General features: G+C 64.2%; 30 protein-coding genes. All 30 read right to left on the bottom strand.

Annotation, left to right across the window (positions count from 1 at the left end; all coding sequences use genetic code 11):
- Window positions 1-47: 47 nt before the first annotated feature.
- The 30 genes from A3CW_RS46860 to A3CW_RS0119075 all read right to left on the bottom strand — a co-directional run bounded on the left by A3CW_RS46860 (window position 48) and on the right by A3CW_RS0119075 (window position 19,950).
- Window positions 48-389, bottom strand: a complete 342-nt coding sequence (locus tag A3CW_RS46860; protein WP_051481576.1) for a phage tail assembly protein — start codon at window positions 387-389, stop codon at window positions 48-50.
- A gap of 2 nt (window positions 390-391) precedes the next feature.
- Window positions 392-775, bottom strand: a complete 384-nt coding sequence (locus A3CW_RS0119215) for a phage tail tube protein (protein WP_028205018.1) — start codon at window positions 773-775, stop codon at window positions 392-394.
- A 63-nt stretch (window positions 776-838) separates the two neighbouring features.
- Window positions 839-2,350: a phage tail sheath subtilisin-like domain-containing protein gene (locus A3CW_RS0119210; protein WP_035513270.1), complete on the bottom strand. Its 1,512-nt coding sequence runs from the start codon at window positions 2,348-2,350 to the stop codon at window positions 839-841.
- An 83-nt stretch (window positions 2,351-2,433) separates the two neighbouring features.
- Window positions 2,434-2,700 (bottom strand): DUF2635 domain-containing protein, encoded by a 267-nt coding sequence (locus A3CW_RS0119205; protein ID WP_028205016.1) that lies wholly within the window; start codon window positions 2,698-2,700, stop codon window positions 2,434-2,436.
- Window positions 2,701-2,729: 29 nt separating this feature from the next.
- On the bottom strand, window positions 2,730-3,287 hold the full coding sequence (locus tag A3CW_RS0119200) for a hypothetical protein (protein WP_028205015.1): 558 nt from the start codon (window positions 3,285-3,287) through the stop codon (window positions 2,730-2,732).
- Window positions 3,284-3,616, bottom strand: coding sequence for a head-tail joining protein (locus A3CW_RS0119195; protein ID WP_028205014.1), 333 nt, complete (start codon window positions 3,614-3,616; stop codon window positions 3,284-3,286). Before A3CW_RS0119195 ends, A3CW_RS0119200 begins: the two co-directional genes overlap by 4 nt.
- Before the next feature lie 2 nt (window positions 3,617-3,618).
- Window positions 3,619-4,650: a major capsid protein gene (locus A3CW_RS0119190; protein WP_028205013.1), complete on the bottom strand. Its 1,032-nt coding sequence runs from the start codon at window positions 4,648-4,650 to the stop codon at window positions 3,619-3,621.
- A gap of 84 nt (window positions 4,651-4,734) precedes the next feature.
- Window positions 4,735-5,409: a head decoration protein gene (locus tag A3CW_RS46855; protein ID WP_051481575.1), complete on the bottom strand. Its 675-nt coding sequence runs from the start codon at window positions 5,407-5,409 to the stop codon at window positions 4,735-4,737.
- 56 nt (window positions 5,410-5,465) lie between these two features.
- Entirely contained in the window at window positions 5,466-6,164 is a 699-nt protein-coding gene (locus A3CW_RS46850) for a hypothetical protein (protein WP_154677982.1), read from the bottom strand.
- A gap of 26 nt (window positions 6,165-6,190) precedes the next feature.
- Window positions 6,191-7,036 carry a S49 family peptidase gene (locus A3CW_RS0119175; RefSeq protein ID WP_245623695.1) on the bottom strand — a complete coding sequence of 282 codons (846 nt, stop codon included), beginning with the start codon at window positions 7,034-7,036 and terminating at the stop codon, window positions 6,191-6,193.
- A 35-nt stretch (window positions 7,037-7,071) separates the two neighbouring features.
- Window positions 7,072-8,724, bottom strand: a complete 1,653-nt coding sequence (locus tag A3CW_RS0119170; protein ID WP_028205011.1) for a phage portal protein — start codon at window positions 8,722-8,724, stop codon at window positions 7,072-7,074.
- Window position 8,725: 1 nt separating this feature from the next.
- Window positions 8,726-8,995: a gpW family head-tail joining protein gene (gpW, locus tag A3CW_RS0119165; RefSeq protein WP_028205010.1), complete on the bottom strand. Its 270-nt coding sequence runs from the start codon at window positions 8,993-8,995 to the stop codon at window positions 8,726-8,728.
- A 4-nt stretch (window positions 8,996-8,999) separates the two neighbouring features.
- Window positions 9,000-11,105, bottom strand: coding sequence for a phage terminase large subunit family protein (locus A3CW_RS0119160; protein WP_028205009.1), 2,106 nt, complete (start codon window positions 11,103-11,105; stop codon window positions 9,000-9,002).
- The gene (locus A3CW_RS0119155; protein ID WP_154677981.1) at window positions 11,098-11,811 is read right to left on the bottom strand and encodes a hypothetical protein; all 714 of its coding nucleotides are present in this window, start codon (window positions 11,809-11,811) and stop codon (window positions 11,098-11,100) included. The genes A3CW_RS0119160 and A3CW_RS0119155 overlap by 8 nt, the downstream gene beginning before the upstream one ends.
- A gap of 154 nt (window positions 11,812-11,965) precedes the next feature.
- The gene (locus tag A3CW_RS0119150; protein WP_028205007.1) at window positions 11,966-12,670 is read right to left on the bottom strand and encodes a hypothetical protein; all 705 of its coding nucleotides are present in this window, start codon (window positions 12,668-12,670) and stop codon (window positions 11,966-11,968) included.
- On the bottom strand, window positions 12,658-12,912 hold the full coding sequence (locus A3CW_RS0119145; protein ID WP_028205006.1) for a hypothetical protein: 255 nt from the start codon (window positions 12,910-12,912) through the stop codon (window positions 12,658-12,660). Before A3CW_RS0119145 ends, A3CW_RS0119150 begins: the two co-directional genes overlap by 13 nt.
- Before the next feature lie 274 nt (window positions 12,913-13,186).
- A complete protein-coding gene (locus A3CW_RS46845; RefSeq protein ID WP_051481573.1) occupies window positions 13,187-13,873 on the bottom strand; it encodes a hypothetical protein in 687 nt (228 codons plus the stop codon).
- Window positions 13,870-14,067: a hypothetical protein gene (locus tag A3CW_RS0119135; RefSeq protein WP_028205005.1), complete on the bottom strand. Its 198-nt coding sequence runs from the start codon at window positions 14,065-14,067 to the stop codon at window positions 13,870-13,872. The genes A3CW_RS46845 and A3CW_RS0119135 overlap by 4 nt, the downstream gene beginning before the upstream one ends.
- Window positions 14,064-14,381, bottom strand: a complete 318-nt coding sequence (locus A3CW_RS0119130) for a hypothetical protein (protein WP_028205004.1) — start codon at window positions 14,379-14,381, stop codon at window positions 14,064-14,066. Before A3CW_RS0119130 ends, A3CW_RS0119135 begins: the two co-directional genes overlap by 4 nt.
- Window positions 14,378-14,824 carry a nuclease domain-containing protein gene (locus tag A3CW_RS0119125; protein WP_245623694.1) on the bottom strand — a complete coding sequence of 149 codons (447 nt, stop codon included), beginning with the start codon at window positions 14,822-14,824 and terminating at the stop codon, window positions 14,378-14,380. The genes A3CW_RS0119130 and A3CW_RS0119125 overlap by 4 nt, the downstream gene beginning before the upstream one ends.
- 130 nt (window positions 14,825-14,954) lie before the next feature.
- A complete protein-coding gene (locus A3CW_RS0119120) occupies window positions 14,955-15,608 on the bottom strand; it encodes a hypothetical protein (protein ID WP_154677980.1) in 654 nt (217 codons plus the stop codon).
- Between the two features lie 356 nt (window positions 15,609-15,964).
- Complete coding sequence (locus tag A3CW_RS0119115) at window positions 15,965-16,294, bottom strand: hypothetical protein (protein ID WP_028205001.1); 330 nt, start codon at window positions 16,292-16,294, stop codon at window positions 15,965-15,967.
- Between the two features lie 25 nt (window positions 16,295-16,319).
- Window positions 16,320-16,898 (bottom strand): hypothetical protein, encoded by a 579-nt coding sequence (locus A3CW_RS53875; protein WP_245623693.1) that lies wholly within the window; start codon window positions 16,896-16,898, stop codon window positions 16,320-16,322.
- The gene (locus A3CW_RS0119105; RefSeq protein ID WP_028204999.1) at window positions 16,871-17,077 is read right to left on the bottom strand and encodes a hypothetical protein; all 207 of its coding nucleotides are present in this window, start codon (window positions 17,075-17,077) and stop codon (window positions 16,871-16,873) included. The genes A3CW_RS53875 and A3CW_RS0119105 overlap by 28 nt, the downstream gene beginning before the upstream one ends.
- A complete protein-coding gene (locus A3CW_RS46835) occupies window positions 17,074-17,430 on the bottom strand; it encodes a phage protein NinX family protein (RefSeq protein ID WP_051481572.1) in 357 nt (118 codons plus the stop codon). The genes A3CW_RS0119105 and A3CW_RS46835 overlap by 4 nt, the downstream gene beginning before the upstream one ends.
- Window positions 17,427-17,738: a hypothetical protein gene (locus A3CW_RS0119095; RefSeq protein ID WP_028204998.1), complete on the bottom strand. Its 312-nt coding sequence runs from the start codon at window positions 17,736-17,738 to the stop codon at window positions 17,427-17,429. The genes A3CW_RS46835 and A3CW_RS0119095 overlap by 4 nt, the downstream gene beginning before the upstream one ends.
- Window positions 17,735-17,989 (bottom strand): hypothetical protein, encoded by a 255-nt coding sequence (locus tag A3CW_RS0119090; RefSeq protein WP_154677979.1) that lies wholly within the window; start codon window positions 17,987-17,989, stop codon window positions 17,735-17,737. The genes A3CW_RS0119095 and A3CW_RS0119090 overlap by 4 nt, the downstream gene beginning before the upstream one ends.
- On the bottom strand, window positions 17,986-19,152 hold the full coding sequence (locus A3CW_RS50250) for a hypothetical protein (protein WP_028204996.1): 1,167 nt from the start codon (window positions 19,150-19,152) through the stop codon (window positions 17,986-17,988). The genes A3CW_RS0119090 and A3CW_RS50250 overlap by 4 nt, the downstream gene beginning before the upstream one ends.
- The gene (locus A3CW_RS0119080) at window positions 19,149-19,694 is read right to left on the bottom strand and encodes a hypothetical protein (RefSeq protein WP_154677978.1); all 546 of its coding nucleotides are present in this window, start codon (window positions 19,692-19,694) and stop codon (window positions 19,149-19,151) included. Before A3CW_RS0119080 ends, A3CW_RS50250 begins: the two co-directional genes overlap by 4 nt.
- Window positions 19,681-19,950 carry a helix-turn-helix domain-containing protein gene (locus tag A3CW_RS0119075; RefSeq protein ID WP_028204994.1) on the bottom strand — a complete coding sequence of 90 codons (270 nt, stop codon included), beginning with the start codon at window positions 19,948-19,950 and terminating at the stop codon, window positions 19,681-19,683. The genes A3CW_RS0119080 and A3CW_RS0119075 overlap by 14 nt, the downstream gene beginning before the upstream one ends.
- Between the last annotated feature and the right edge of the window lie 50 nt (window positions 19,951-20,000).

Genomic DNA, 20,000 nt, shown 5'->3' with positions numbered 1-20,000 from the left:
TTTCAGACGCATGGCTTGCTCATACCAATAGTTGAACTTCCGCAGCGTCATGCAGCCGGCTGCGTCGGGTCCCCACCGCCAGAAGTAAGTGACGTCTGCGCGTCGGTCCCCGAGGTCTCGCCAGACTGCGGGGGCGTCCAGGTAAAACCCGCCAGATACGCCGTCGCCTCCTCATATTCCGTCTTCGGCAATTTGCGCGCGACGATCAGCGGAATGCCGGCGACCATCGAGATCAGCGCCGCATTGCACGCATATGCGCTGCCCTTGACCTGGGCGCTGCGGTCGAGCTCGTCGACGTTCGGCTCACGCAGCGTGATCGAGTCGTACGTCTTCGTGTCGCCCTTGATGGTGATGGGCGTGCGGAGAATGAGAATTTTCGTGTCGTCCATGTTCAGCTCGTGGTGGTTTCAGTGACGCAATCGTCAGGACCCTCGAGACGCACGTCGAACTTCGCGTCTTCAGAGTCGACTTCCTGTTCCTCGACCGACCACATGTCGCGACCGATGATGGTCTTGCCGTTCGCGAGCTGCGCGACGCACGTGACGTCGGTCCAGTCATTAACCGATTTAACCTCCAGGCCTCCCCAATCGCGGAGATTGAAAGAGATATACGGTGCCGAAGGCTTTTCCTTGTAGCCGTGAATACGATCCATGCCGCCGAGCGTTTCGCGTTTCTTGCTCGCGGACTTGTACTTGAAATCGCCGGTGACCATGTACGTCGTACCGTCGACCGACAGCGAAGCCGTGCCGGCGAGCAATCCGGTGGGAGATGCCATTGCGTGTCTCCAGAAGAAAGGAGCGCGCCGCAGCGCGGCGCATCAGGGTGTTTGCTCGCGCGATCAGCTCGAGGTGGCGGGGACGATGTTCGAGAACTGCATCAGCAGCGCGAAGATGCGCAGCTGGTCGATCAGGATTGCCGGATAGAGCACGTCGACACGGTTCGGGTTCTGCGAGTTCTGCTGCACGATGAGCCCTTGCGCAAACACCGAACTGCCCTGCACGTAGCCGTTTTCTTCCATCGTCTGGTATTGCGCGACGAGATCGGCGCGGATCATCGACGGCGTGACGACATTCGTGCCCGGGACAACGCGCGTCCCGTCCGCGGCCAGCTTCTTGCGCGCGTACTTCGTCGTGACGACCGATTTCAGCTGACGCAGCACGTACGTCAGCGTGTTCATCGTCTCGACCTCCAGATAGCTGTCGTCGGCATCGCCAAACGAGTTCTTCTGGTAGGTCGTGATCGCGTTTTCGATCGCGATCGTGCCGTCGTCGGCAACAGAGAACGTGCTGATGCCGTCGTAGAGCAGCGTGTTGCGATCGGTCAGCGCGAAGCGCATGGGGAGCGGGGGGGCCTGCATCGTGGCGAGCGTGACCGTCTGCAGGGGCTGCGCCGGATCAGCGCGCGCGGCAACAGCAACCGCGGCCGCGTAGTCCGCGGCGATCACCCAGCTCGGCGTCGGCGAGCCGTTGAAGCCCATGATCGACATGTGCTCGTCGTTGCGCGTGACGCCGAACGTCGTGAGCGTCCCCAGCGTGCCGCGATAGGCGGCATATCCGCCGCCGTAGAGCTGCTGGCTCCAGCTCCAGCGGCCGGTTTGCGTGCTCAGGAACGACTGCAGCGCAGCGAGCGACGTGCTGTCCGTGTATGCGAACGCGATGAAGTCAAACTCCTGATCGCCGAGATTCGCGAGTGCATCAACGACGTCCGGCGCGACGAGGCCACCGGTCATCGCGACAATCGTCGTCGCGAGACCCGCGGGCGTCGATTCGCCGGCCGGCGTGCCACCGTAGTTCAGCTGCAGGTCGATATCGTTGCCGGCGAGCCCCTTGTTCTTCGCCGTGAGATCGACCTTCGTCGTGACGGTGCCGTCGACCGCTGCCGTCACAGGCAGATCCGGCAGCGTGCCGATCTGCGCTACGAGCGCCGTCGCGATCTGCGCAGCGGTCATCGCCGGCGTAACGACTAGCGAAACGAGCTGCCCACCGATATAGAGCGACAGGACGCCCGTCGCCGTCGGCGGGCTCGTGAAATTGATGCTTCCGACTGCGGCGACCGACGAAACGCCATCCGCCAGCGGCAGATACCAGACCTCGCCGAAGGCGTCGCGCTTGCGATAGGCGGCCGTCATCAGCGCGAGCATCGAGCCCTGGCCGCCGACAGCCTTCGCGTCGCTCACGCCTTGGCAGATTCGCGGGATGCCGGGCGTGCCGCTGCCCGAGCTGAGAATCTGACCGACAATCAGCGCGCGCTGAGTCTGCTGGCCGGTGTTCGCATTGCTGGGGTCGATATCCGCATAGAACAGCGGAACGCGCAGGTTCTGCGGAATATTGGGAAAGGAAATGTCGCCCATTCGTTGGCTCCGGTGACGATGTCGCCGCCCAAAGAAAAAGCCCCGCCGAAGCGGGGCTCAGTCAGGGACAGCGCGAGGATCTGTTAGCTCGAGGTCTTTTCGATCGCCGCCGCGGAGGCGGCAGCTGCTGGCGCGGCGGTTGTGCTTGCCGCAGCCGATGCCTGTGGACCGGTAACGCGCACGGCGTCACCGTCGCGCAAGCGGCGGCGCCAATACAAATCGTTGTCGTCGACCTTCATGCCTTCATCCGGCACGACAGTGGTTTTGACACCCTCGACAGGCGCGGCGGACAGCAGTTGCTTCGTGACGGGGTCACGCAGCATCAGACCCGGTGCGGGTTTCACGTACATGGAAAGCTCCAGTGGCGCGCGGGCGCCGCTCAGGTTTGCGGAAGGTTGATCGTCAGCCCGGGCTTGGTCGTGCCGTTGGGCATCTCGATGGTCAGATCGACACCCTGGAGCGGCACGGCGGCCGGCTGGTAGAAGTCGTCGGGCCCCTGCACATGCTCCATCTCGAGGTCGAGCGTGAGCTCGCCGATCGGCGACTGGCCTTCACGCGCCACGTTGATCGTCGATCGGAATGCAGGGAACTGCTGCAGGAGGCTCATGATCGGCGGGTAATTGATGAGAGCCGACTTGATCTGCTCGCGCATTAGCTCAAGCTGCTCTTCGACGTCGGCAGCCGCCGTGTCGTCTTGAGCTGCAGTGGTCTGCGCACGCGCCGTCACGCGCAACGTCGTCGTGACCGTGAACGCCGGCGGACCTTGCCGCCCCCACCCCTCGCCGTTCTCGTCGGGCGTCTGCACGAGCAGCATCGGATACTTCCCATCCCACGTCGCCCACGTGCGCGGCGAGTAGACGTTCGTTCCAGCTGCTGTCGCGCCGGCGGCCATGAGCCCCTCGACCGCAAGTTCGCGAAGGTTGCGTGAGGTCGTCATTGCTTGCCCAGATCCATATAGAGCCAGCCAAGTCCGTCGACCGCCGCATCCTTCACCACATACGCGACGCCGCTCACCTGGAAACTGTCGCTCTGATCGGGCATCGGCGCGCCGATCGCCGCGAACTGCGAGGCCTGCATACCGAGCGTGGCGACTGTAATGTTCGCCTGCGCCTCTCCGGCCTCATCGAACGTGTGGTCCGTGATCAGCGTGAAGACGCCGAGCAGGCCTGCGAAGCTGCCGCCGGCTTTCGGGAGAAAGACGACGGGCTTCTCGTCGCCCAACGTCGCGCTGATCGCGGCGTTGAGCGTGCCGTCGAAGTCGATCACGATTAGATCGTGCCGATTTGCAGGACTTCTGGACGCGTGCAGATGTGCAGCGGGTAGCTGTACGCCTCCATCTTCCAGAAGCTGTTGCGATCGCGATCGAAGATCGGGATCACGTATTGCGGCTTGCCCGGGGTGTTCACCCATTCGAACGATTCACCCGGCGCATACGCGCAGCGGAAGATCCCGGGCGCGCCCACCGGGAAGAACTTCACGGTGTTGTCCGGCACCTTGATCGTTTCGTTGTCGTCCGAACCGCGATAGTTCAGCCACGTGACGCCCGCGAACGGGAATTCATCGAACGCGCCGCCCTGACGATCGTCACGCAGGTCCGCAGCAGCAGACCAGTTCATGAACGTGCGAATGACGTCCTGGTGGTTCACGAACGCGTCGTAGAACGCGTCGCCGCACAGCGCGTAGATGCGCGTCGTCGGGAGGAACGAACCCTGCGCCTTGCGGGCCATCGTCCGGCGGAGCTTGTTGATGATCGGGCGCAGCGAGTACTCCGTATTCGCCGCGAGATCAAATTCGATTGCTTGCGCCGGCGTAATGCCGAATTCGTCGAACCAGTCGTACAACACGGCGCCATCGGCATCGAGCAGCATGCCTTGCACGGCCGCGAGGCGGTGGAACTCCCACGTGTACTCGATATTGCGCAGGATGCCGGTCGGGCCATTCATGCGGCGCGCGACTTCGACCTGCACCTGCATGAGCTCCGATTCCGTGCCGAACGCGCGGATATTCTGGATCTCGTTCGCATAGATCGTGTCGCTATGCATCAGGCGCGGCACGTCGAAGTAGCGCGCCTGGCGCTTTTCGGTCGTACGCTGGAGGCCTTCGGCGCCGCGCGGCGACGTCGGCACGATCACGAGCTTGCCCTGACGCTGCTCGACCGCCAGCGCCGTGGTCCGGATCGGATCCGGATCGAAGATATCGAGGTCGCCGAGCCCCGTCGGCTGGAAAGGATACTTGTCGACCGCCGCAGTGAGCTGGATGGTCGTGAAGGGATCCTGATGGAATACGTCCAAGCTGGCCATTATTTGGCTCCGGAAAAAATAATGGCCGCTTGCGCGGCCATAAGGACTTGAATCGAAGGGAACGCGGCAGACGCCGCGGCGCAATCAGCGCGTGATGATGCCCAGCGCGGTCAGCTGCGTGGTCGCTGCCGCGATCTGCGCTGCCGTCGCCCCGCTCGGCCAGAGCAGCTCCGAGCCATTGACCTCGCATTCGCGCGTCACGACGGTGCCGGGAACGTCATTCAGCGTCGCGTCGGTGAAGCCAAACGCGATGCCCGCGGCAGTCTGCGAGCCGTCACTTGCCGACGGGTTGAGCGGCACGTAGGCACCGGCGATCGCTTCTACCTGCACGGAGAACTCGTCGCCCGCGACGAACGCCGTCCCGCCGGCCGTGATCGTCAGCGCGATCTGATTGCTGAATGCGGAACCGGCCGTCGCAGTTCCGACAGCGTTGCCGAACGGATCGGTCACGGCGAAGTGGGTCGCATCGGTCGCAACCAACGTGTACATACCGAGCTGAGCGCCCGCGACGATGGGCGGCGACGCGAGCGCGATCGTTCCGTTGCCGGTGTTGTTATTCACCTGCTCGGGGTTGCCCAGCCATGCAGCAGCGACCCCGCCGGTCTGCAGACCGAGCACCGTGCCCGGGTAGACCTTCGCAGCGCCACCGATGGTGCCGACGTCGCGCGAGCGGTGCCCGCGTGCTTCGGAAACGAGGAACCCGCCGGCGTGCCATTGCTCGACGAGCGGCGTCTGGGTGAGGTTCGGGGGATTGGTCATGATTCAGTCCTTGATGAGAGAAAGGACGGTGCCTGCGCGTGCGCCGGCGCCCGGGTTTAGCGGCGGCCGCGCGCTCGAGAGTCGCGCGATGCGGACCCGGCGCGCTGGAATGCAACGTCCCAGCTGGCCGCGGCAGCCTGTTCGGACGTCATGCCCGGGCCATCGCCAGACCCGAGGTTCGGATTGCGACGCTCCTGCGAACCGCGGGCCGAACCAGGGGTTTTGTTGAGCACGGCGATCGCTTCGTTGCGCGTCATCGTCGACTCGAAGGCGAGATTGGCGGCCAGCACCGTATTGCGCCCTGCGCCCTTGCTCGCGAAGATCGCGGCGCAGCGCGCACGCTCGCGACGACGGGCACGCGCGGCAGCGCTGTTGCCGCGCATCTCTTCCTCGTCGTCGTCATCCTCTTCGGCGCGCTCGTCGTCGTCATCGTCGGCCGCGCGCTTGCCTTTCTTGCCGCGCTTGCCTTTGCCGCTGTCGTCGTCCGGATCGTCCTTGTCGTCGACGTCGTTGTCCGGATCGTCTTCGTCATCGTCGTCCGAATCGCCGCCGTCAGCGCGCTTGCCCTTCTTGCTGTCGCCGTTGTCGCGATCCTGCTGCTGATCGTCCTCGTCGTCGGAAGCGCGCTTGCCTTTTTTGCCCTTGCCGCTGTCGTCGTCATCGCTCGGACGTTCGTCTTCGGCGCGTGAACCGCGGCCGAGATGGGCGAAGCTCAACCCACCTCGCGCGGCAAGGTTTCGAAACAGATTGCTCATTGGATTTACCCTAATGGTGGGATGGATCAGCCCAGCTCGTCGAGCAGGGACGCGAAGGCCTCGTCTGGTGGCAGTACTTCATCAGCGAAGCCGATTTCGACGCCGTCGGCGCCGAGAAAGGTGCCGGCTTCCGTGTCGCGCACGGCCGCCGTCTTGAGATCACGATTGCGGGCGACGGTCTTCACGAAGATCTCGCCCATCGCGTCGACGTCCGCCTGAAAGCGTGCGAGCGCACCTTTCGAAAGCGGGTTGAACTCATTGCCATCGGCCTTTCGGGCGCCGTAGTGAATAAGCGTGACGTCGATGCCAGCTCGCGTCAGCGCCTGTGACATGTCGACGTGCATGCAGATAACGCCGACGCTGCCCGTGCCCCCGGTGCGCGGCACGATGATCCGGTCAGCGGCGCTCGCGATCGCGTAGGCGGCCGAATAGGCGCTCTCCGTGAGCACGGCCCAAATGGGTTTGCGTCCGCGCGCGGCATAGATCGCGTCGACGAGATCGAAGCAACCCGCGACTTCGCCGCCTGGCGAATCAATGTCCAGCATGATCGCGCGCACGTCCGGGTCACCCAAGGCCATGCTCAGCAGCGCGCGGATCCCGTCATATCCGGTCATACCGGAGTACGGGTGCAGTGTGCCGAGCTTGTGCACGAGCGTGCCTTCGATCGGGATCCGCGCGACGCCTTCGGCAACGTCGTAAGGCCGGTATTGCGCCTGCTCTTCCTCATCGAACTCCTCGAGGAACGCGCGCGCGCCACCGTCAGCAAGGGCGAGCGCCGAACCGTCCGCGCGGAAGAGCTGCGCGATGCCGAAGCGATCGGCCAGCGCCGCCATCACGATCTCGGCCTTCTGAGGCAAGATCGCGATCGGCACGTTAAAGAGGCGCGTCGCGAGATGTGGGAAGTTGGTCATGCGGCCTTCGGATCTTCGGGAGGTTCGTCGGTGCGCGTCGCCACCTCGGCGCCGCCCCACGCGGGAAGCGGAATTTTGCGGCGCTGGAATTCGGCGATCTCGATCTCGCGCTGGTCGAGCAGCTCTTCCCAGTCGGAGCCCTGCTCTGCAGCTTCCTGTTTGAGCGTGGTCAACGCCGCGTCCATCTTCAGGATGGAGCCCTGCGGTTCCTTGACCGGATCGACCCAGCCGCGCGCGGGCCCGAGCCACGAGCACCCGGCGTATGCGGTCGCCGCCTCGATGAAATCGGGTGCGCCGTTCGGCAGCGGAAGCTCGTCGTTCTCCATCGCCTCCCGAAGCCAGACCGCATACATTGGCGTTGCGGTGCCGGCCGAGAACTCGAGGCGCCGACGCACGAGCGTTTTCCAGCTTTCGAGCAGCCCCGAGCGCGCGCTCGAGTAGGTGGTGCGTGTCCAGTCCTGCGTGACTTGCTCAATCGACACGCCGAGCGCGGACGCCACGCAGCCCTGCATCTCGTGCACAAACTCGGTAAAGCCGTTATGCGGATGATCCGAGGTCAGTGCCTTGATGTCTTCGCCCGGAGCGAGAGCGGGCACGCGCACGCCGTTGAACATCGCCGGGCGTTCGTCGTTCCATTCCTTGCGCAGGCCCTGATAGAACTTGAGCTCGTGATCACCGCCGATCGCCTCTTGTACTTCAGCAGGGTCATACGGGCTCGTGATGTACGTGCCAATCGACGCTGCGAGCGCCGCGGCCTGCAGCTCGATGCCGTAGTACCGCGCGAGCATCTTTGCGTGCGCAAGCACTGGCGTGAATACGCCAATGCCGCGATTCTGGCCCGCTCGATCGCGCTCGAAGTCATGGATCACACGCCGCCAGCCGTCATCGTCTTCGGCGATGACGCGCTCCCACTCCATCGACTCGACGGCGTTGTACCAGTCGTTCTGGTGAGCCTTGCGGATGTGATACGCGAGGGGCACGCCATCATCATCGATCTCGACGCCGCCGCGCAGATGCCTCGTGTCGACCATCTGCATCGGATTCGACATGCGGTCGGGGTCCACAACCAGATAGCACGTCGCGTATTGCGCGCCGCCGCGGCCGATGCGCTCCGGCTTCCAGTGGTTGACGATCAGATCCTCGCCATCGATGAGCTTGTGGCGCAGCGCGAGACGCAGCTGCTGCGAGACGGTCAGCTGGCGAGACACGTCGTTGTATCGGTTTAGGTCATTCGAGAACAGGCGCCAGCGCGCTTCAGCTGCGCTCGCGTACTCCTTCGCCCAACCGATATCGAAAGCCGCGCCGCTCAGCAGGCGCAGTGCGCGATAGTCCGGCATCACGGAAAGACGCAGCGACGCGCCGCACGTGTTGTCGAGGATGCGCGTAATCGCGCCGCTCGATCGACCATCGTTGCGCACCTGATCGCGGGCGCGCGCGACCATGCGGTCGCGGAACTGCGTGATCTCGGCGTCGGGCGAGCGGATCCAGGGCAACCAGTTGCCCATCTCCTGCGTCTGCCAGTCAGCCGCCTGATACGGGAAGAACCAGCGGCCCACGCCGCTCGTCAGAGGCATCCCGTTCGGGTATTCAGCGCGCTGGCGCCGAAGCGGGTTGCCCTGGGCGTCGACGATCGTAAGTTCGTTGCCCATATCAGTAGTACGGCGTAATCGGACGGCGGCGCTTGATGCGCACGCCCGGGTTGAGAGCCTGCTGCAGCTCGGCGATCAGCAGACGGAGGTTCGCCATATCGGTCTGCTGGAACGTGGCACTACGCGATCCTCCGCCCTGTGCGTATGACACCGTGACTACCTTTGAACCAGTGCGCAGCTGGATGTAGGCCTGCTGCGCGTTGCTGATCGCGGCCGACAGTTGCGCGTCACTCATGCCGAAATACGGCGAGCTGATATCGGTTGTGGCCATGGAGTTAGCGGAAACGGTGTACTGCTGATTTCGGGTTTTTCGGCGTAGCGCCATCGGGCGCCGCTGTGGGCGCCTGCATCGGCTCATCCGCGGCAACCGCTTTCGCCGGCGCGCCAATGATCGAAGAATTCTTGTCCCAGGTCGCCGCCCACGTCGGCGGCTTTTCCCAATCGATTTTCGAGAGCCCGTGAAGGTGCGCGACGACATGCGTACCGACGAGCTGGTCGAGCGCTTCATTGCGGCGGCTCGACACAATCTTTTCCCAGCGACCGTTTTTCTGGCGCGTCTCGGCAGTCAGCTGCTCGAACCAAACGTGAGGTTCTTCGGGAGAGCGAAGCTCGTGCGGGAAGTGCACATACCAGTCACCGGGTTCTGCGCCCTGCAACTGGCCCATCAAGTCATCCTTGAAGGTGTTCGGATTGAACTGCGCCACAGGCACCGCGCCGCGCGCAGCCGCCTTGTTTGCCTGACGCCCTGTGTCCGGATAGTTCACGAGCAGCTTCGGCGCCTCGAGCGTCTTCGCGCCTTTCGTGGGTAGTACTGTCCATGCATCGCGCCCAGCGATCTTGCCGATGAGCCGCACACACTTTTCTGACTTGCGCCAGCGCATCCACGCCGCGTAGGCCTGTTGCGTGACGCCCGGCGAACCGCCGCTGTCGAACCCCGTTGCCCGTATCGGCATGCGACGACCGCTGCCGTCGCACAACGGATATGCACGGTTGATCAACTCAAGCAGTTGGTCCCAATCGTCGGGCGATGTCGCCGGGTCTCCCGGCGTGCGGCCGCGGTCGATGATCCAGCTTTCTCCGCCAACGCCCCATCCGCGCACGAGCCAATCGAAGTGCGCGATCTGCACGTCGATGAAGGCGGTCGTGAACCGCACGCCCTCCGGAATAACGGCTAGCTTCAGGTCTGGCTCGGCGCGCTCCGCGAGCACATTCGCGTCGACAGACCCAACGCCGCGCTTCGGCGCGTACGGGAACCCGAACTGCTTGACCGTCACCTGGCGCAGGCCTCGATCGTCGCCGCTCACCTCGAGCTCGCGCTCGGCTTTCACCTTCGCTCGAGCGAGACCTCCGATGCCACCAAGAATGAACGGCGACATCGCGCCGACGATCCAGAAGCCCGCGCTCTTACGCGCGACGAGCTCGCCAGTCACGACGCCGTCCTGCGAGATCTCCTGCCCGTCGCCAATCCATCCGCCGAACGGTGACCGGTATGCAGCCAGGTTCATCGCGCGGCGATGACGGTCCTCGATCAGGCAACCATTGACCGGACACAGCAGCCGCGTCTCGTGCTCGATCTCGTCGAGCGTGCCGTCCTCCGGATAGTGGAGCGTCATGTGGCGCGCTGCGAGCGGCACGGGGCTCGACCATACACCGCACTCCGGGCACGGCCAGTACCACACTCGGCGATCGCTATCGCCGTACATCGCCATGATGCCGGCGCTCCAGTCGCGCTCCGGGATCAGCCCGCGCGCACGGTCCGGGTGGCTCATCGCGAGCAGCATGGACTGGCGCCCGAACGTCTGCCGGCGCACATCGAGGAGTGCCTTGATATCGCCCATCGACTCGGGATACGCGTCCACCTCGTCGGCGACGATCCGCGGCGCCGACTTGTTGATGACGTTGTTCGGCGACGCAGACAGGAACTCGACGCGCATGCCGTCGAACCGCTTGAAATGCAGCGAATCGTCGACGGGCCGCGAGCCGAGCCGCATGGCCATCTCCGGATGGCCGTCGATCTGCGTGTTGATCCGGCTTTTGACGAAGGCCTCGAGGCCCGGGTCGGTCTGCATGTACCAGAGCATGTCGCCCGGGTCGTTCGCGACCGACTTCAACATCCAGTTCTGCGCGACCTCCGTTTTGCCCGACTGGCCGGGCCCGACCACAACCGTGGTCAGGTAATCCAGCCGTGTGAGCGTCTCCATCGGCGCGACGAGGTACGGCGCCTTCTCGTGGTGCCACCGGCCCACATAACCGCCGCCCTGATTCGTCAGGCGCCGGTTGAGCGCCGCGTATTGCGCGACGGTCTCGCGCGCCGGCGGGATGAAAGCGGCCAGCGCCTCGCGCACGATCTGGTACGGATCGGCGTAAGCGTTCTCAAGCATCGGGGCCCATCAACACTTTCAGCTCGTCGACCATGGTCGTGCGCAGGTCGTCGGTCAGCTCGCGGATCGCGTCCGCGTTCTCTTCCGGAAGCCCGAGCTTCTCGACGACCTGGTCCGCCAGCCGGTCCATGCCCTTGCCGAGGTGCACGAGCATCTTGGTGATGACCTGCCGCATGACCTCGGCCTGCACGAGCTCGCCGCGATCGCGCCGCAGCTTGTCCTCAAGGATCTCGGCCTGCACCTGGTCGCGGCGCTGCCGAGCGGTCTGCTCGCCGCTGTGCACCAGCGGCTCGACGCCAGGCGGTGGAACGGCGCTCGGCGGCAGCACCGTGTACTTCGCACCCGGGTAGGGATTCGCATCGGGCGCGGCCGACGCGCTCGACGCCGGCGCGCGAGCTCGCGATGCGTTCGCGCCGCCAGCCAGATACGCCTTCACCGCGGTGAGTTCGAACTCCCAGCCGCCGGCGCGCGTGCCGCGCTTCGCGATCGGAAACGACTCGTCGCTGTCGAGGCGCCGGTCGAGCTTCGGTCGAGTCCAGCCGAGCGCGTCGGCGAGCGCCGCTTTTCCAATCACACCGTCGGTGCCGACCGGTGTAACGCTCTCAGGTGTAACGTTCTTGCCCTTTCCCCCCGCTTTCGCGCCGCGTTGCGTTACACCCGCTTCGCTAGGCGCGGCGCGCCTTTGAGCCGCATTGGATGCCGCCATAGCGTGTAACGTGTAACGTGTTTTTTTAAGTCAAAGGAACGGGAAGAACGCGCGCGCGCAATGCCCGCGTAATAGGGCTCTCCCGGAAGGACCCTGTAAGGTTTGGGGGCCCCCTCGGAGCCGCCGGTCACCATCCACCGGGTGACCTTCCTTTTCAGCGCTTGGCCGTCCTCATGGCGGCGCCCAGCGCCTCCGCGAGGTCGCGGTCGATCCACTGATCGACGATCTGCTTCGCGCGCTTGCCCCAATCGAGGTGCTGCTTCACTGGCAATGCGTCGCCGAAACGGATCAGCAGCTTGAGCTTGCCGCGCCCATTGTTCTGCGTGGCATCGAGCTTGTTCAACTTGCCAAGTCGTTTGCCACGAGCATTCAACAACGTGACGCGCTTCGTGTTCGTCGGCCGCTGCCATACGCCGTTGATCGTTTCGCCGGACGCTGTCTTGACCGCGCCGATGAATACATCAGGCCTACCCTTCAACGCGGCGAGCGTGCCGCGCGGCAACTGGCCATACTGATTGAGCCGAAGGTTCTTCGGGTTAAGCAGCGCGCGGCTATTGAGTTTGTGCACGCCGCCGGTTTCGAACGGTTCGAGATAGCCGGCGGCGATGTCCTTCATATAGACGACTGCCGTGGGCGAGCTCTTTTTCGCGCGTTTCACGCCCACTGAGTTCATCGTGAACGGCGACGGATTCACCAGCGTGCCGGCGAGATTTTCTTCCTCGCCTTCAGCAACGCGCTGCGCGGTGCGGTTGATGCCCTGCGCGATCGCGAACGGCACCTGCCGCTGGATGAAGTCGTTGAGGCCTCGCGCGAGGTCACGTGCATTCGACGTGACCCGGATCGTCATCAGGCCGGCCATGCCGCCGATCGCACGCTAGCGTCTGGCTCGGCATCGAAGAACGGGATGCCGGGGACTTGCAATGAGTCACGACCGACCGGGAACGCCTGCACGGCGATATCGTCGGTCTCGTCGTCGAACGTGGCGATGACAATCGCGACAGTCGGCTTCGGGAAATACGGCGCGCGCACGATGACGCTATCGCCGAGGCGTGGGCGCGCTGCCACTTTGGGCGCGGCGCCCTTGGACTTCGGTTTGTTCATCGTGCCACCTGAATAAGCGGGCGTCGCGCGCCGCGACGCTCTCAGGTGTGCCCATTGAGGCACACCGGCCGTATATTCCCCCACCGGGAGTTGCACCGCGTGGGTACGTCTACCTGAGTCTCGGCCAGCGATCCGGATTCGAACCGGCACACCTGAGAGCGCAATGCAAAAAGCCCCGGTCGGTGAGGACTCGGGGCTTCGGAGACACTTATTCACAGTGTCAGATTGGAGCGTATTTTACGGTCGGAAACGGAAAAGTCAAATTTTTCCCGCGTTATGCATGTACAAACGGCAGCGTGGAGAGCAGATCGTCTGCGCGCTTCCGCGCGAGCGATTCGATGCCATCGACCGCCGTGAGCACTTCCGCCGCAGCGCTATCCTCCTCTGCAGCGACGTCGGCGCGCGCTTCATCCGTCGCCACGCGGACGCGCTTCGCGGCCGGCTTGGCTTTCGGCTTCGGCCGACCGCAGATCCACTCACGGATGATCTTCCAGTGCGCGGCCGCCGTTTTCTCGCTGACGCCGCATTCCTTGGCCACCGCATTGATCTCGACCTTCACGCCGACGGCTTTCTCCACGAGGCGCACGCGCAGCCGGTAGTTCGAAAGATGTCCGGATAGCTGCGTCAGAGCGGCTTGCTCGAGCGTACGCAGTGCAGCAATGTATTCGGGATTTGGCATATGGCCAGAGCAGCACGCGCTCCGGCATGCGCACGGCCACGACTTCGGGGCGAAGCGCGCAGCGAGTACTGCGCGATCCAGCTCGCTCAGCTGCTCGAGCTCGCTGCGGATCATGCCGGCCTGCCCGGCTCCATCGTTGCCGCTCAAGCCCTTCCCCGTGCGCAGGCTCGGCGTGGCTAGCCGGTCGACGAGCGAACGGTCCTGCCGCTGCATCGAATAGTTGAAGGCGAATATGAGAGCATCCTGCGGCGTGCGGAAGAGTGTTTCTGTGGTCTCGCTCATCGGATGGCCTTTGTGGTTTGCATGGTCTTCAATTGCTCAATGCGCTTGCTCTGCGCGTGCAGCGTCTCGCTCAACAGCCACAGAGCGGATGCTGAAATCCTGATCGTTTCCTCGGGATGGCCGGCGCGCACCGCACGCGACGCCTCCCGAAGCGCGCTTTCCAGATCCGTGCGCGGCGCCAGCTGGCGGTTCAAACCGCCAGCTCCATCACGTCGGATTCGAAGAAGTCGCGCAGGCTCCTCCTGTTTTTGCTGCGCAGTGCGCGGCAGCGCAGATACTCGGGTGTCACCCACGCGTCGCGCGGCGCTTCGATGCCGGCGCGGCGGTCCTCGGGCACATAAACCTCGACCTCGGCACGCTCCGGATCCAGCGACCCGTCCGCCAGCCGGATGCGCCTGACGACGCGCACGCGCGCGATGTGTTCGGCAAAGCCCGGTTGATATGAGACACGACCGCGATACGAGGTCGCGACCATGGTCGGAACTTCGGTTGTCAGCACCAGCGTCATCGCGTGGCCTCCAGTGCAGCCATCTTTCGTTTGCGCACCGGGATCCAGCGGCCGAGAGCTACGAGCGTGGCATCGCGCCGTTCCTGTTTCGTCGGGATCCGCGACCGGTCCAGCCAGTAGTGACAGAGGTCGCAGCCCGGGAAAGTGAATCGATGCTCGGCCTTGAGCCCCATGCCACCGCCGTGCTCGAGCAAGTTCGAGTGACATGGAACGACAGTGCGATCGCGCGGATTGAGATGGCAAACACCGGGGATGCGCAGATAGCACGGCTCGCCGCGGCAGGCCGCGAGGTAGTGCGCGCCCTCATCGACCGTCGGCTTGCGCACGCGGCGCTTGATAGCGGTGCGGCGCAGCGACGTGCCGCGGTTCGCCAGACTGCTGAATGGCGAATCCGGTTTGCGTTTGAAGCCGGTGCGCCGCATTGGTGTTTTGCGCGAGAGCATCAGCCGAGCCATCCGGAACGAATGCCGATCGCGATAAGGGCGTGCAGTACGGCGGCAACCGCGCAAATCCGCGGAGGCACCGCACGGGCACCATAGATAGCCGCTGCCACCGCGAAAAGCTGCCACGTACTCATGCGGCCACCTGCTGGCGGAGGGTTGCGAACGGATCGAACCGGCCGGCACGCACCTTTGCGCGGTGGCGCTTGACCCGGCAGGCCTCAGACGAAGTTTTGCGCGGCGGCCGCGGCGCATCAGACCCCGCGCCCAGCGCCCACAGATCCTCGAGGCCGCCGTTGGAGAGCCGTCCATAGTCGCCGACGCGTGCGCGCGTGCCGCGCTGCTTATTCAAAGCGCGCCCCACGGCGCTGATCGATACGTCCAGCTCGAGCGCCAGCTGCTTCACGCTGGCGTTGCGGCCGTCCCCCAGCACGCGCTCGATGCGATAGAAGATTGACGAATAACCATACACACGGCGCACGTCAGGATTCGCGAAGCCGCGCTTCGCCGCTTCCTGTTTCGCTTGGTTGTAGGTCCGATGCGGGAGACGCCGCGCGACACCATGCTTGACCGATTCGTCGGAGGCGTAGATCTGCTTCAGGATCTCGCGGTCTTCATCGGTCCACGGCCGCTGCCCGAGCCTCAGTTTGAGATAGCTCCATGCGTGCTGCCGTGCGCCGGCATGAGTGCGCCCGGGCAGTCGGTGCATCTCGTCGATGAGCGGCACGCCGCGGCGCGCGACGTCACGCAGCACGTCATCCTCGGCTTCGCTCCAGAGCCTTCTCACGGTGTGGCTCCGCGCAATGCATGCCATACACTCGCCACCAAGCCGCGGGGCGCCGGCGGCGCGACATGCTCCTCCCAATGCCGCCCTTCAGGGCCGCACAAATCGTCGCCGAAGCCATCTCCATCACGCGCGGCGCTGCAGGATGGCAGACAACCATCCACTGGATCGCGCAAATGCTCCAGCTTCGGATGGCGACACGCACGCGCCATGCGCGGCGACGGTGGGGAGGGTTGGCCAAAGCGGCACGTGGCGCACGTCGGCGCCGGTTTGATGTTGGAGCGGTTTGCCATCTGTTTCACCATAAGGCGGAAATTGGATCCGCCGGGCTGCGCCGGCGGCGTTGGATCAGTTTCGCGTTACGCTTGCTCGGCGCCCTGCTGCACGCTCGCGCGCGTGACGCTATATGCGCTCACGTTCACGCCGGCGGCCGTGAAGCGAGCGTCCGGCGATTCGCCATACGGGTCGGCCTCCGTGTACTGATAGCCGACCGATCCGTACATGTCGACGCGCACGTCCATCGCGTCGTCGTCCGCCAGCATGTCGATGAACGTGTGCGCCGTGCTGATCGCGGCGTCCTTGTCCTTCGCGTGGCAGCGCTGCTGCTCGACGATCTTCGCCATTTCGTCGGCGACTCGCTGTTTCGCTTCGGCCTTGTTGGCCGCGGTAAAGTTGATTGCGTAGCTCATGAGCTTCTCCGGGAAGTGGGGAAAATCACCAGCTGCGGCTGGTGAGATCTTCGGTGCGCCAGCCGTGGCGGCCGGCGCGCTGAATAGCGATGAAACGGAATGGGAACTGGCTGGCGGCCGCCTTCGTTTTGGCACGGGCATCGTCCGTCCATCTACCCTTCACCTCGCGGAATTCGAGCTGCCCCGCTGCCGTGATGACCGGGAAATCGATCGTGATGAACGTGCGGTCCGCCAGCCGCAGCTTGATCGATTCGAAGCGGTACCAGAGGATCTCGCCGGCGTGCAGCTGCGGCTTGAGTACTTCGTCCTCGTATGCCGTCTCAGTTTTGTTCTGCTTGCCGCGCGTCAGGCGCCCGAGCTGCTGCATGCGCTCGATTGGCGATGTGCACCAAGCAGCGATTACCTCTGGCGCCGACATGGCCATCGCGCCAGCGAGCGAACGCATCGCTGCGTCGAGCGGAGTGGGCGTCGTGTCCGCCAGCTCGCGCGCCGCGCTGGCAATCTGCTCGCGGATCCGCGCCGTGCCCACGCGGCCGCCTGTGATCGCGCTGGCGGGCAAACGAATGGTTCCCTTGCTCATGGTCGGCGCATCGCAGGTGGGCACATCGGCTCAATTGCATCGGGCCAGCGCTCGCAATTCACTATGATGTTCAGCTTCACCGTGGGGACAGCCGAAAACCAGTCCATCTGATTCACCGCTGACCATTTGCCGAGCGCATACGCCTCGAGCTCGTTCTCGGGCTCGACGATGAGCTGCCCGCGTGCGTTGATCGTCGCTTTCATGCAGGCACCTCATCACCGTATTTCGACGCGACGTAGCAGCGCATCGCCGCGATGAGTGCGGTCGGACCTGTCATGGCCGGGCCATCCGTCGAGACAACGCCGCTCGGCCAGCTCTCCGGATGCCACAGCGCGACCCACTCGTCACCCTCAGGAATAACGGCGATGCGCTCGCGGGCGATGATCGCGCCGCCCGTCAGCCAGTCGCGCGATGGCCAGTACGGCAGTCCCGTGCCAAGCTTTGCCTTCAGAGCTGCCATAACCGAGGCGTCGAGGCGCTGCCCGCTGAACTCCTCGAGCTCGGCGCGGCATACCCAGATGTCGAGCGGATCGCAGATCAGTTCGCGGACCTTCACGCTGACACCTCGTCGCGCACGTCAGCATCAAGCTGCAAACCCGTGACCGGAAGCAGGAAGCGATCGCCAGTCGCGATCTCGTATGCTTCGAACATCTCGCCATTCTCAGCACGCCATTTCAGTGGCACGTCGCTCCGAATGCGCCAAACGTCCGCCTCCGGCGACTCGAGCATGATGAGCACGCCGTTCGTCATCACAAACGCCTCGCCGCATGTCGCGCGCGAAACAACGTCGACGATGCGACCGAGATTCTCGGGCGTGCACCTGGTCCCGACAATGATGGCCATCTGGCCGGCTTCGCAGTTCATCCCAATACCTCCTTCAGTGCGCCATATCCCTTCGGGCCCATGGCAATGCGACCGCCCGGCATTTCGATGGCGACGCTCTTAGTGCCAAAAAAATCGAGCATCCAGGCATTCAGTTCCGCAACGAACTCCGGCGGCATCAGCGCGGCAAAGCTCGGCGACACGGTCATACGTGGCATCTGATCGAGCAGCGGATCGATGACGACCAACATTCCGTTGATAAGCCCTGAGCTTTCGAAGAGATTTGGAATCACGATGCGTAGTGGTCCGTAGGCATGAGAGCGTCGCCGAAGAACTGGATGACGTCCTGATAGCGGGAACTGCCCTGCTCGCGTTTGAGCACGTAGTCGATCCACGGCCCGCGGCCCGATTCCTTCGCCACGCGGATCAGGAAATCGGGGGTCGACTCGTTTCGCTTGCGCTCGACGCGCACGCGCTTGCCCTGGCCACCGATGCCAGAATCGCTGAGCCACCATTGCGCCGGCGCCGTTTCAGCGGCCGCAGTGACGCTGGTCTCGCGCTCCGCCAGCACCTCGCTGACGAACTGGGCGACGAACCCCACGTTCACCGCACGATCGTCCCGGTCCCTCTGGCGAGCGCCAGCTGCTCGAGCGTGAGCGACGCGCAGCTCGGCCTCCGTCAGCTGCCGGCCGACCCACGTGACGATGTGCACGCGATCGCGGCTGCGGTCGATGACGAGCCGCTTGCCGCGCTCGGCCTCGAGCTCGATGAGCAGATCCGTCAGCCGTGCCTCGACGTCGAGCGGGGTCGTTCCGGCTTTTTGATCGTCGTCAGCAGCAGCGGCAGCAGCATCCGAGGTATCCACACCGCCAGCCTCGCGCGCGAGCTGCTGCTCTCTGCTCTCTAAAGCAATATCTGCTTTATTGGGCTCCAAATTTGGAGGGGCTTGAGGTGGAATTTCACCCCCCTTGGCGTGGGATTTGGAGGGGCTTGACGTGGGATTTGGAGGGGCTCCAATTTTGGTGGGGCTTGCTTTTTCATCCCCCTTGGCTCTTTTTCCCGAAGAGGCTCCAGATTTGGAGGGGCTTCGTTTTTGGAGGGGCTTCGCCTCGTATTCCTCACGTGACGGAGGGCTGAGCGAAACTGTTTCGCCCGTGCGCTGGTCGATCGCCTGCACGATGGTCGAGCCGGGAGGCGCCACCATTTGATAGACGACGATGCTGCGCGTCTCGCCAATGCGCTTGTCCGTCTCGATCAGGTAGCCCTTCTCGATCAGCCTCGTGCGCGCCTTTCGGATCGTCTGGATGTTCAGCTCCGTGTCGATGAGCAACTCCTCGTTGGTCACCCAAGTGCTGTAGTCCTCACTCGCCCAGTTCGCGTAGGTCTTCAGGACGGTCTTCGTCGTCGAGTCGCCTACGCATTGGCGCTTAGCCCATTGGAAAGCGTAGTGGCTCATGCAACACCTTCACGGACCGCGCGCGGGATGCGCTTCTCGAGCGTCATGCGCTGGTCCCAATAGCGGTAGTAGAGGTTTTTGTGCCACGTGCCGATCACGGCGGCCGGCACCTTCTCGCGGCCAAGCACGTGCGGCGCGCGAGCGAGCGTGATCTTGTAGCCGTCAGGCCGCGTGCTGAAATGGTCGACGCGGGTCGGCTTCACGTGCCAGACGCCCGCGTGCGCGGGCACGAACTCGGGAATGCCGAGCTGCTCGGGCACGACGTACACGAAGCGAGTAATCCAGCCAGGCATGCCCACCCACTTCGGCTTCGACAGATCCTTGCGCCAGTCGCCGAGCGAGACCTTCACCTCGAGCTCGGTCGCGTAACCGGCGCGCGTGACCATCACGAAGTCGGCGCGGTATTCGCCGATCTTGCCGCCGAGGCCGTAGCGGATCGAGGCCTCAGGAATCAACAGGTTCGCGCGATGATCCACGTGCCGCCGGATCGCTGCGTCGACGAGCCCGGCGTTGAACTCCGGTGTCTTTCTAGACTCGCTCATCGCGCACATGGACGTTCACGCGGTAGAAGGTTTGGCGCCCGTCGCGCAGCTCCTCCACGAGGCCGAGCGCGACGAGCGAGCCGATCTGCTGGCGAACGCCGGACGACGACATGCCACACAGCACCATCAGCCGCGCGATCGTCACGCTGCACTCACACGTGCTCTGCACGCTCAAATGCGACAGGCAAAGCAAAACGAGCTTCTGCGGACCGCGAAGCTCGATTTCCCATGCGAGATTCGATAGATGAAACGACATGCGTTGCGACCCCGCGCGTTGAGACGACGAATATTGAATACAGCTGGCCC

Origin of the sequence: Paraburkholderia nodosa DSM 21604 (genome assembly GCF_000519185.1) — a bacterium.
GTDB classification, from domain to species: domain Bacteria; phylum Pseudomonadota; class Gammaproteobacteria; order Burkholderiales; family Burkholderiaceae; genus Paraburkholderia; species Paraburkholderia nodosa.
This window is presented reverse-complemented; position numbering and strand designations above follow the sequence as displayed.

What these genes read in the sequence shown, in the direction of transcription:
- A3CW_RS0119130 (WP_028205004.1), bottom strand. Translation starts at nt 14,381, where the DNA reads ATGACGCTGGTGCTGACAACCGAAGTTCCGACCATGGTCGCGACCTCG.
- A3CW_RS0119200 (WP_028205015.1), bottom strand. Translation starts at nt 3,287, where the DNA reads ATGACGACCTCACGCAACCTTCGCGAACTTGCGGTCGAGGGGCTCATG.
- A3CW_RS0119215 (WP_028205018.1), bottom strand. Translation starts at nt 775, where the DNA reads ATGGCATCTCCCACCGGATTGCTCGCCGGCACGGCTTCGCTGTCGGTC.
- A3CW_RS0119075 (WP_028204994.1), bottom strand. Translation starts at nt 19,950, where the DNA reads ATGTCGTTTCATCTATCGAATCTCGCATGGGAAATCGAGCTTCGCGGT.
- A3CW_RS0119145 (WP_028205006.1), bottom strand. Translation starts at nt 12,912, where the DNA reads ATGAACAAACCGAAGTCCAAGGGCGCCGCGCCCAAAGTGGCAGCGCGC.
- A3CW_RS0119115 (WP_028205001.1), bottom strand. Translation starts at nt 16,294, where the DNA reads ATGAGCTACGCAATCAACTTTACCGCGGCCAACAAGGCCGAAGCGAAA.
- A3CW_RS46860 (WP_051481576.1), bottom strand. Translation starts at nt 389, where the DNA reads ATGGACGACACGAAAATTCTCATTCTCCGCACGCCCATCACCATCAAG.
- A3CW_RS0119095 (WP_028204998.1), bottom strand. Translation starts at nt 17,738, where the DNA reads ATGAACTGCGAAGCCGGCCAGATGGCCATCATTGTCGGGACCAGGTGC.
- A3CW_RS0119210 (WP_035513270.1), bottom strand. Translation starts at nt 2,350, where the DNA reads ATGGGCGACATTTCCTTTCCCAATATTCCGCAGAACCTGCGCGTTCCG.
- A3CW_RS0119205 (WP_028205016.1), bottom strand. Translation starts at nt 2,700, where the DNA reads ATGTACGTGAAACCCGCACCGGGTCTGATGCTGCGTGACCCCGTCACG.
- A3CW_RS0119160 (WP_028205009.1), bottom strand. Translation starts at nt 11,105, where the DNA reads ATGCTTGAGAACGCTTACGCCGATCCGTACCAGATCGTGCGCGAGGCG.
- gpW (WP_028205010.1), bottom strand. Translation starts at nt 8,995, where the DNA reads ATGGCCACAACCGATATCAGCTCGCCGTATTTCGGCATGAGTGACGCG.
- A3CW_RS0119190 (WP_028205013.1), bottom strand. Translation starts at nt 4,650, where the DNA reads ATGGCCAGCTTGGACGTATTCCATCAGGATCCCTTCACGACCATCCAG.
- A3CW_RS46855 (WP_051481575.1), bottom strand. Translation starts at nt 5,409, where the DNA reads ATGACCAATCCCCCGAACCTCACCCAGACGCCGCTCGTCGAGCAATGG.
- A3CW_RS0119150 (WP_028205007.1), bottom strand. Translation starts at nt 12,670, where the DNA reads ATGGCCGGCCTGATGACGATCCGGGTCACGTCGAATGCACGTGACCTC.
- A3CW_RS0119105 (WP_028204999.1), bottom strand. Translation starts at nt 17,077, where the DNA reads ATGAAAGCGACGATCAACGCACGCGGGCAGCTCATCGTCGAGCCCGAG.
- A3CW_RS46845 (WP_051481573.1), bottom strand. Translation starts at nt 13,873, where the DNA reads ATGAGCGAGACCACAGAAACACTCTTCCGCACGCCGCAGGATGCTCTC.
- A3CW_RS0119155 (WP_154677981.1), bottom strand. Translation starts at nt 11,811, where the DNA reads ATGGCGGCATCCAATGCGGCTCAAAGGCGCGCCGCGCCTAGCGAAGCG.
- A3CW_RS50250 (WP_028204996.1), bottom strand. Translation starts at nt 19,152, where the DNA reads ATGAGCCACTACGCTTTCCAATGGGCTAAGCGCCAATGCGTAGGCGAC.
- A3CW_RS0119080 (WP_154677978.1), bottom strand. Translation starts at nt 19,694, where the DNA reads ATGAGCGAGTCTAGAAAGACACCGGAGTTCAACGCCGGGCTCGTCGAC.
- A3CW_RS0119125 (WP_245623694.1), bottom strand. Translation starts at nt 14,824, where the DNA reads ATGCTCTCGCGCAAAACACCAATGCGGCGCACCGGCTTCAAACGCAAA.
- A3CW_RS0119170 (WP_028205011.1), bottom strand. Translation starts at nt 8,724, where the DNA reads ATGGGCAACGAACTTACGATCGTCGACGCCCAGGGCAACCCGCTTCGG.
- A3CW_RS46850 (WP_154677982.1), bottom strand. Translation starts at nt 6,164, where the DNA reads ATGAGCAATCTGTTTCGAAACCTTGCCGCGCGAGGTGGGTTGAGCTTC.